This is a genomic window from SAR324 cluster bacterium (assembly GCA_029245725.1).
Lineage (GTDB): Bacteria > SAR324 > SAR324 > SAR324 > NAC60-12 > JCVI-SCAAA005.
On sequence record JAQWOT010000319.1, the window covers coordinates 1 to 8,938 of the forward strand.

Annotated in this window: 13 protein-coding genes; 8 read left to right on the forward strand and 5 right to left on the reverse strand. The window is 39.2% G+C overall.

What is annotated here, in order from left to right; translation table 11 throughout:
• Window positions 1-72: 72 nt before the first annotated feature.
• The 3 genes from P8O70_16825 to P8O70_16835 form a co-directional block, all read right to left on the reverse strand.
• Window positions 73-408 carry a hypothetical protein gene (locus P8O70_16825; protein ID MDG2198504.1) on the reverse strand — a complete coding sequence of 112 codons (336 nt, stop codon included), beginning with the start codon at window positions 406-408 and terminating at the stop codon, window positions 73-75.
• Between the two features lie 340 nt (window positions 409-748).
• Entirely contained in the window at window positions 749-871 is a 123-nt protein-coding gene (locus tag P8O70_16830) for a hypothetical protein (GenBank protein ID MDG2198505.1), read from the reverse strand.
• Between the two features lie 202 nt (window positions 872-1,073).
• A complete protein-coding gene (locus P8O70_16835; protein MDG2198506.1) occupies window positions 1,074-1,916 on the reverse strand; it encodes a Rieske 2Fe-2S domain-containing protein in 843 nt (280 codons plus the stop codon).
• Between the two features lie 72 nt (window positions 1,917-1,988).
• On the opposite strand from P8O70_16835, the gene P8O70_16840 reads away from it, so the two are divergent.
• From P8O70_16840 to P8O70_16850, 3 genes are all read left to right on the forward strand, one after another.
• Window positions 1,989-2,423 carry a hypothetical protein gene (locus P8O70_16840; protein MDG2198507.1) on the forward strand — a complete coding sequence of 145 codons (435 nt, stop codon included), beginning with the start codon at window positions 1,989-1,991 and terminating at the stop codon, window positions 2,421-2,423.
• A gap of 874 nt (window positions 2,424-3,297) precedes the next feature.
• Window positions 3,298-4,419: an MFS transporter gene (locus P8O70_16845; protein MDG2198508.1), complete on the forward strand. Its 1,122-nt coding sequence runs from the start codon at window positions 3,298-3,300 to the stop codon at window positions 4,417-4,419.
• Between the two features lie 517 nt (window positions 4,420-4,936).
• Window positions 4,937-5,068 carry a hypothetical protein gene (locus P8O70_16850; GenBank protein MDG2198509.1) on the forward strand — a complete coding sequence of 44 codons (132 nt, stop codon included), beginning with the start codon at window positions 4,937-4,939 and terminating at the stop codon, window positions 5,066-5,068.
• Window positions 5,069-5,248: 180 nt separating this feature from the next.
• On the opposite strand, the gene P8O70_16855 is transcribed toward P8O70_16850, so the two are convergent.
• Window positions 5,249-5,704, reverse strand: a complete 456-nt coding sequence (locus P8O70_16855) for a GFA family protein (GenBank protein MDG2198510.1) — start codon at window positions 5,702-5,704, stop codon at window positions 5,249-5,251.
• Between the two features lie 303 nt (window positions 5,705-6,007).
• On the opposite strand from P8O70_16855, the gene P8O70_16860 reads away from it, so the two are divergent.
• From P8O70_16860 to P8O70_16880, 5 genes are all read left to right on the forward strand, one after another.
• Window positions 6,008-6,769 carry an excalibur calcium-binding domain-containing protein gene (locus tag P8O70_16860; protein ID MDG2198511.1) on the forward strand — a complete coding sequence of 254 codons (762 nt, stop codon included), beginning with the start codon at window positions 6,008-6,010 and terminating at the stop codon, window positions 6,767-6,769.
• A gap of 134 nt (window positions 6,770-6,903) precedes the next feature.
• Window positions 6,904-7,038: a hypothetical protein gene (locus tag P8O70_16865; protein MDG2198512.1), complete on the forward strand. Its 135-nt coding sequence runs from the start codon at window positions 6,904-6,906 to the stop codon at window positions 7,036-7,038.
• A complete protein-coding gene (locus P8O70_16870) occupies window positions 7,039-7,257 on the forward strand; it encodes a hypothetical protein (protein MDG2198513.1) in 219 nt (72 codons plus the stop codon).
• Window positions 7,258-7,296: 39 nt separating this feature from the next.
• The gene (locus P8O70_16875; protein MDG2198514.1) at window positions 7,297-7,617 is read left to right on the forward strand and encodes a nuclear transport factor 2 family protein; all 321 of its coding nucleotides are present in this window, start codon (window positions 7,297-7,299) and stop codon (window positions 7,615-7,617) included.
• 61 nt (window positions 7,618-7,678) lie between these two features.
• Window positions 7,679-7,936: a hypothetical protein gene (locus P8O70_16880; protein ID MDG2198515.1), complete on the forward strand. Its 258-nt coding sequence runs from the start codon at window positions 7,679-7,681 to the stop codon at window positions 7,934-7,936.
• A gap of 138 nt (window positions 7,937-8,074) precedes the next feature.
• Here P8O70_16880 and P8O70_16885 read toward each other — a convergent pair.
• Window positions 8,075-8,938 (reverse strand): glutathione S-transferase family protein (locus P8O70_16885; protein MDG2198516.1); only part of this gene is annotated, 864 nt, incomplete at its 5' end.

Sequence of the window (8,938 nt, forward strand, 5' to 3'; positions counted from 1 at the left end):
TTTTCTAAAATTGTGACTGTGTTGAGAATCTCTGTTCGTCGCGAATTAACCACTTCAATTGCCTCATCCTCACTAATCTCTATAATCTCTTTTGCCCCAGCTTTTTTTTACTCTCCACTTCAGCGTATTCTTATCCTGCCAGGTGCCAAATTTGGTGGTGGACCCTCCTCTGATGCTTCCAAACAGTCTGGTATTAAATGAATCATCGTTCTTGAACTCAAACCAGTAATCCATCGGTTGATTACCGGAGACATTGTAGGGAAGTTCTCGAAGCAGTTCTGGACCACTCATTTTCGCTAATCTCTCCGGCCCAAAGCGCTCCTTGAATGTTTCTCGCTGCTTCCTGACATTGTCGGCATCCGGTAGAATAAATGAATTGCCGAGTTCCTTTTCAAAATACTGATTCAAAAGATCTTTGACTCACTCACTCAATATTGGCTCCGTTGAAATCGTAGAGATTGTTCTTAAACGAATTTCATTCTGAAAATTCTGTTCTTGCCGGGATCAAGTTGGTGGGATTGATTGAGGTTCTACTTCATCGCAGAGTAACTGTAAATTATTCCGTGATTCAGTTAGGTTCAGAATCCAATTGGAGCATCGTGAGCAATTGAACTGCACTATTGATTGACGACTGATTTCAGGGATTTTTCGACCCTGCTGGTACTGTTGTTACGTGACATATTTGCACATCACAGGTAGTGCTCAGAGGTGAGCTTTACCCCAACTCGACTCAGATTCAAAACTCTGGTTACTGAATAGCTGGCACTTGCATCACTGTTTCCAGTACTGCTAGTGAAACGCAGACTCCCACTATGCCGAATGTCCAGAGTCCAATAATTAGATTGGTATGATCAGCTTGTCCAAACTGCATGATTCCTCTTTTGGATTGGTTGAAGGATGCAATGTGATGGTGCTTCCAAGTATGTCAACCATTTGAATAGACTCGGAGGATAGCGAGGGGAAAGTCCAGAAACCAAGTGATTCCCAGCTATTTTTTTGGTTGATGAAATTAACTGAAGATTACCAACATGAATTCATTTGAATTGTAAAACATCTTTATTTCAGGAACACAGCTAAGAAAAGTAGATCAGGATGCTGTCACTGCTCACTGTTGTGGAGTAGGTTTTAATAGGAACAGAAGCTGGACCCTGAAGAACACTCCCATCCTTACCAAATCGACTGTTGTGGCAAGCACAAACATAATTATTCCCAACGACGCAACCTAGATGTGTGCAGTAGCGGCTTACTACATCTACTGAATCTTGACTGGTTCGATTTACTAGTACACCTGGACTGGGTATGCCGTTGACACCATTGAATGCCAACGAACCACCAGGATTCGCTAAGACACTGTAATTACTGTCAGTAGTATCAATTATCAAATCAACATTAAAAGAATTGTTTTCATTTTCAGCATCACTAATGGAGTTGTCTGAATCTGCCTCAACTGTTGCATTGTTACTAACTTCTGAGCTTTCACTCGAATCTGCATCTGAAGATTCACTTGCATTTCCAGTATCATCAATCGAGCTGTTTGAATCTGCCTCAACTGTTGCATTATCACTAATCTCTAAACCCTCATCTAAATCCACATCTGAGGAATTACTAACATTGTCAGATTCACCAACAGGAGTATCTGGCTCCAGGCCAACCGTAGCATTATCACTTTCACCCGATCCTCCACCTGAAGCAGAACAAGATACGAGTGAACCAACAGAGCCAATACTTAATCCTGCTATAGCAATTTTTTTAGCAGTGGACGTCTGTGGAGTGGTTTCATTTTGATAACTCAGATTAATTTTTCTGGTTAAGAGGAGAATCCGAATTCTTCTTGTTGAAAAAACAGATGCCAAACAGTTAGCTTGGGGTTGAACGAAATCAAGAAGTGTCTGTTGAAAAAACACTGAACGTCCCATCAATGGCAATCTTGATACTTGATGGGAACTATTCAAATTGACTGTTATTGAAATGAGACTGTGGACAAGACCATGAAAAACCTACTTTTTCAAGTCACCTGCTTCTTATACTTTCTCCTAACAATTACTCAGCAAATTAATGCGCAGCAGAAAATAGGGGAAATGAACCCAAATCAATGTTCTAAAAGTTCAACAACTAGAGAATACTTTGTAAAGCAGGGTAAATTTCAAACAACGAATGAACTTATTCCTCCTGGTTGCTTTGCTCAACTGATGACAGAACTGAATGGGGATGACAGCGTGGCTGCGGTCTTTCTAGACAGAACAAAAATGAGAGGTTGCATTGATGCAAACTATCCATACCCTGGGGGGGACGAAGAGAAAACTGACTATCAAATTGTTTCAAAGATGGAGAATGACAGCTTCAAAGTAAGGGTAATGCCAGAGTGTAGAGGGAAGTCTGAAAGAATTTTGTGGCAAGATCATTATCAGATTTGTGAAACGTGACTACTGGAACGAGGAAGAGGTCTTGTGTGTGCTCTCAATTGAAAAGCTCGGAGAATTTTAGCCGGACAGTAATTTGAGCAAAGCACACCAAGGTCAAGCGGTAGGGAATTGGGAATTCATTAAAAATGAAAATCAGGGTGGAAAGTTGAGATAAGTCAATGAGCAAAGCAGCAACATATGTGCAGGCGTGACGACTTGGATTTAAGGGAGATTTCACAGTGGTTGATTAACTCTACCATCCAGAATATTCGGCGGTGGATCACACAAACTGTATAAAATTCGATCTAGATAACAATAAAATTACACTTTGAACACCCAGTGATTCTGCAGTTCTTGGCGCGTACTAAGTAGTTTCTGAAAGTGAAGAACATCTTACAATCATGGTTTACCGTAGATTTAAGAATCTTGAGAGATTCGGCTGCGCTATCACTCAAACCATGTAAAGAAGGGAAGATACTAACTCAAAAAACTGAGGGTTGAGAACCGGATCGTTACCCTAGGATGGAAAAGGATAGACTTGGTCTTATTATGAGTAGTTTGAAGCAAGTTTTGGAGAGCAAAATTTTGGAAAGAATCTGAGAAAGAATATTAGAAAGAGAAGACCTGATTACAAAGAAGAAGAATATATGGTGGTTTCGAGAATTGGGTTTAGAACTGGCTTTTCTCTGGAAGATCAAAATCATCAGCTGAATTAAAAAGATTTTCCTTTAAGATACCAGTTGATCTAATTTTAAAAATATCAATCTGACATATTTTCTCCAGGATGAAACCTTTTACTCATCGAGAAAAATTTTTAAATTTAATTAGGTTAATTTTTAGATATTAAAAGTATAAATAAATGTTTATTAGAATAGCAAAACATTATCGAAACTCGATGATTTCTTCGATGCAAAATATGTATTTATTTCTTTTTACAATTGGAATTTATTTTGTCTACATTCCTTGGAATTTAGAACGATTAAAAATTGCAGAAACTGATTTGGGATTATGGCTTTTTATATTTGGTATTTTTAATCTATTAAGTAACCAAATAACCGGAAGATTAATTGCCCCAAAAATTGGTGCAAAAAATATTATTATAATTGGCACAATTATTCTTTCAATATGTCCTTTTTTACTTGTCTCTGTCAATTCTTATTCTATGTTTATGCTTGTCGCATTACCTTTTGGAATAGCTATTGGCTTTGTATTTCCAACCAATCAAAGTTTAGTTTCGTACATAGAAAGTAAAACAAATAAAATTTATACACCTTTATATCAGGCTTGTATGAGTGCTGGATCGTTATCTGGAGCACTAGTAGCAGCTTACGTGATAAAGAAAGACATTGATCCCCAGATCACATTTGCCGTAATGGGTATTATAATCTTACTGTCTGCTATTGTAGTTTATTTTCTTGGAATGCCAAGAGTTGAGGAAAATAATGATCTCGTAGATAAGTTCAAGTTACCCGAGAGAAAGATATTAATATTTGGTATATTACTGATGATGAATTTTGCAACTCTTGGTATTATTATTGATTGGTCATCTTTATGGTTAACAAAAGATTTAATGGCACCGCTTTTCCTTGGTGGACTAGTCATAGTCTTCTTTAATACAGGTGAGATAATTGCAAGATTAATGGCTAGTTTTATCATTAATTTTTTTGGTGAAAGATTTGTCGGAGGATATTTACCAATTCTTGGTTCTTTAATTTTATTTTTAAGTATATTGACTTCGAACCTATATATAATTATACCTGCATTAGTCCTATTTGGATTATTTACAGCTAACTTCATTTCCATCGTAATACGTCAAGCAATTAAAGTTACAAATGAACCTATTTCTTTAGCAGTTTCGAACTTAACAACACTTGGTTTTTCAGGATTTATATTTGGCCCTGCTGTAGTTGGTTATACCGCTAAAAATATTGGTCTCACGTTTAATATGTATGTGCTCTGTGTTTTTTGGGCGTTAAGTGCACTTTTTCTAATTCAAATGATGAAAGCTGATAAATAAAATCCTAGTGCTAGCTGATATAAACATTTACATATAATCTTTCCCAAATTCACAACCACTCGCTCCTTGTCATTAGTTAAATTTTACATGATCCAAATTATGCTTCAGCTCGGTTGAAATGATTGCTTAATCAACCAAGACATTGATACTTGAAGAATTAGACTATGGACCCACTGAAGGATAAGACTGGAACTAGGAAGACTACGAGGATCCATAAGCAACTGGGTGGCTATTCAGTCACCTGATTTATAGCAAGAACAACAGCATATGGAGGATAACAAATGGCAAATGCCCTGAAAGGTAAGACCCTAACTACCCTGACTGTTATTTTACAAAATGAAGAAGTCGCAGGGCGGTGGATCGATACTGTGAGCGTTCATCTTGAGCTCATGTAGGAGAAGAGTTATCAGGATGGTCCCTTGAAACTAATTCAATACTTTGTTTCTTCTGGACCAGAGTGGAAAGAAAGTGCCTCATTTCTGATGCGAAGCTGCCTGAGAAAACTGGGAGAGTAGTAATGACATTGGTTGAAATTTATGAAACAGATGAAGGCCTACATCACCACTGGATTGAATCGAAAGAAAAACATCAACTTTTTGAATCTTGGTTAAAGGAAATTGGAGGAGAAGCTCAAATCTACAGCTTCTAGAAGATCATCCAGAGCCTATGGGATTGAGCATTTGCTGAGTTTCCTGCCCTTTCTAAGTGCTGATGGGGCTTACTGGTTTAGGGAATTTGTACAGCGATGAAGAATCGCATCACGGAGCCATTGCTTGTGGCTATACGGAATTTTGGGAACTTGGTATTAAATAATAGAATCAGAGTGAATTTACTCTCTTTGATCCAGATTTTCTAAACACATTTGAATTCTCTCTAGCGTCCCGTTGTCTTCAAAAACTGTTGAAACACAGTCAAACTCCCCGATCCAAATAGATTTATATTCATTCCAGAGTTCAACTTTTGGTTTGAATGAATTCCAATCATTAAAAGTACCAAAATCTACATAGATCAATCCCTCAATTAGATCGACTTTGGTCATTAGTCTGCAGCCACAATTTTCACAAAAATATTTGTATACGGATTGTCCGCTACCTCCTTTGTATTCAAATACTTTGAGGTCACCTGAAAACTCAACTTCAGATTCGTAAAAAACTACCACTGTTGCCATACTTGCTCCTGTTAGCTTTTTGCAGGTAAGACAGTGGCAGTTGAAAACCAACATAGGATCATATTCAGTTGAATAAGTAATATTCTTACAATAGCAACCACCTGTATGCTTGATCATAAATACCTCAAATTCATCAAGTTCAGCTAAATCACAACAGGATAGCCTCCTGCAAAAGAGTAGAATTGCCGACGTATCCCACCAAAGCCAATTGAAGTCAAGGCACAGAAGCTATTGATTTGATGAAAATATCCTCGATTTTCAGCCGCTGATACGGTTTGGTTTCGTTAATCGACAGAAACGAACACACCTGCAACAACCACTTTCTGCAACTACAGCCGGCATTGACACAATAGGATGTGGTATCTTTCTTCCTTCTAACTTATCTGATCAACACCCGTCCCTCGATGAAGAGCAGATCGAATGCTATATCTAATTCTGCTTCTGCTGTCTTTACAAGTAACAACAGCAATAGCCAGTTCCCCCCGCTGCCCATCCTATGATCGTAAAGATTGGCAGCACTGGATCGATGAAGACCGTGATTGCCAGAACGCTCGTCACGAGGTGTTAATTGCTGAATCTACTTCACCGGTGGTCTTCAAGACAGAGAAAGGCTGTAGAGTGGTTTCAGGAAACTGGAATGACTCCTATTCGGACAAGGTGATCACTGACGCCACAAAACTTGATATCGACCACCTGGTCCCATTGAAAGAAGCACATGAATCTGGTGGACACGCCTGGGATGCTTACAGGAAACGTGATTACGCCAATGACCTGAGCGATCCTAATACATTGATTGCAGTAGATCGAGGCCTCAACCGGCAGAAAGGCGCTGGTGACCCCGCAGAATGGTTACCACCCAACAAAGCCTATCAAATCGAATATGCTCAAGCTTGGGTTGCTGTGAAACTGAAGTGGGGTTTGACCTCAGATCCCAAAGAAATTGCAGTCCTGAGATCCCTTATGGGTGCAGAAGCAGAAATGCCGATCGTGGCAGAAGAATGCAGTGGCTCGATCAATCCTTTCAGTGCAAAGCTTCCCGTTGCTCGAGTAGATTGTTCAGCCAAGAAATACTGCAAAGATATGAGCATCTGTGATGAAGCTAAAGCATATTTGATCCAGTGTGGAATGAAGAATCTGGACAGGGATGGGGATGGTGTGCCGTGTGAGGCGCTGTGTGATTGAGGCATCAATTAATTCTAGAATTGAGATCTTTTCAGAACTTTACTCAGACGAAGAGATCATTTGAAAATTTCTTCTGCTTACTATCTAGTTGTATTGATTCTATTTTTTGATGAGTTAAAGCTTCAACAGAATCATTGAACGAAAAACAAGGAGTAAGTATGGCTCTATATCTGGCAAAGGCGAAGTACACTAACGCAGCATTCAAGGGAATGGTTGATAGTCCGCAGGATCGAGAAGCTGGTGGTCGTAAACTTATTGAAGCACTTTGAATGATTTTGCACCAAGTCTATTTTAGTGTGAGTACTGCAGAATCAGTTTTCATTATTGAGGGTACAGCAGAAAATATTGCTGCTTTGGAGATGGTTACCTCATCAACTGGCACGATGGAATCGATTGAAGCAATTGAGATTATTGACTCAAAGTCGATGACTGCGGCAATGGAGACAGCAAATAAAGTGGTTTCTGCGTATCATGCACCGAATCAGTGAATAAGATCACACGTACTTAGAAAGGAAAAAATGGGATTGATGAAGAAATTACATGATGCTTTTGAGGCTAAAGATGTAAAAACCATGGAAAAATTAATGGCAGATGATTTCATCTTTATACGTCATCAAAGTGGAACCCAAGTCACTAAGTCAGAGATGCTAAGTTGGGATTGGTGGAATAGTGATGGGCCTACAGCTGTCATGCGAGATTTCAGGGTGATTTATGAAAATGATGAGATCGGAGTTGTACACAGTTTCAACGAATATCCTGATGGGTCGAATGAAACGTTGATGGCAGTCTATAACATTCGCGATGGTAAGGTTACACGATCGGAAACAGGGGCCACCCCTCTGAAATAACTGCTACTACCAACGGGATTCAATCCGACTGAATCCCAAATCCTCTCATCAAGAGAATTCCATGAATATTTGTATCGTAACAAAGTTTGATTGTTCTTACGAAGAATTTACGGCAATGCTGGAGGAGGTTGGAGATGACGTTCGCCACTGTACTTCTGCGTGGGAAGTGACGAAAATGAACGACAATACAGCTGTTGGACTTCTAAACGTGACTGATATGGAAGGTCTCCAGGTCATCATGTCATCACCAAAAGTTCAGGAATGGAATGTTGCCAATAATGCTGTTGCTGATGTTTATTCGCTTGAGAAAATTGCTTGAACTGATCATCAGTCAGACTTCAAGCAAATCGATTTTCTTAACGAAAAAGCCCAATGGTATATTTTGGTTGTAGACCCAAGAGTTTTAGCCAGAAATTAAGTAAATTACCTAAGGGTTCCAAAATTCAGACTCATTGCATCAGTCGAATTGAATTAAGTCTGGCGTAGAATCCAAATCAATTTCTGCATTCCATCTTTCGCCACCCTTTCCAGATCCAAATGAAGCACTTTTATTGTTGAAGGGAAGATCACTCAGTAGAGACTGGAAATACCTTTCCATCTTGGGTGAATTCTTAAAGTGCTCATAAAGGTTTGCCAGATTGCTTTTATCGCAAGATTCAAGAATCTCTTCAGGTTTTTTGTTCTGACAGGGGATCAATTCAAAAAAATGAATCATTTCGGCATATTGGTCCAGCATTTCAAAGAGCGCAAAATCTGCTGCAGTTGCTTCACTACCTACCAGATAGCGATTTGTAGATGATGCTCTCTTTGATTCCAGCCAGCTCTCCAATTTTTTGAATGAACCCTTCGACGCAACCATAGTTGCATCAAATAATTCTCCTGCCACTTGTTTTTGATTTTCGTGGTAAGTATAGGCAAACTCCACCATTTTGTTTCTGACATCCATGATTTCACAAAGCAACTGCTCGCACTGTCCATTCTCCACCACATTTGACCCTAGCATGCCAAGCTTTCTACCAATTACTGTCATACATGCAATCGACTGAGTGAAAACAATCTTTTGATCCTCCTCATCCACTTCGATATAAGGTAAGTTGATCAGAGGATTTAGCTCTTGAAGTGCTGGTTTGGCATCCGTCCAATGTGAACCACTGAAGGATAATCCGTCATGAGTTTTTACAGTCGTAGTTTTATAAAAAATGCATTTTAGAGGAACTCCTGCATAAAGAACCATCTGGCGCAATGGAGCACCCAGCCCCTTGGTACTCCAGTATGCTACTGTTATTTCAGATATCTGCTTTGGCATGTTCTGGAACTCTTG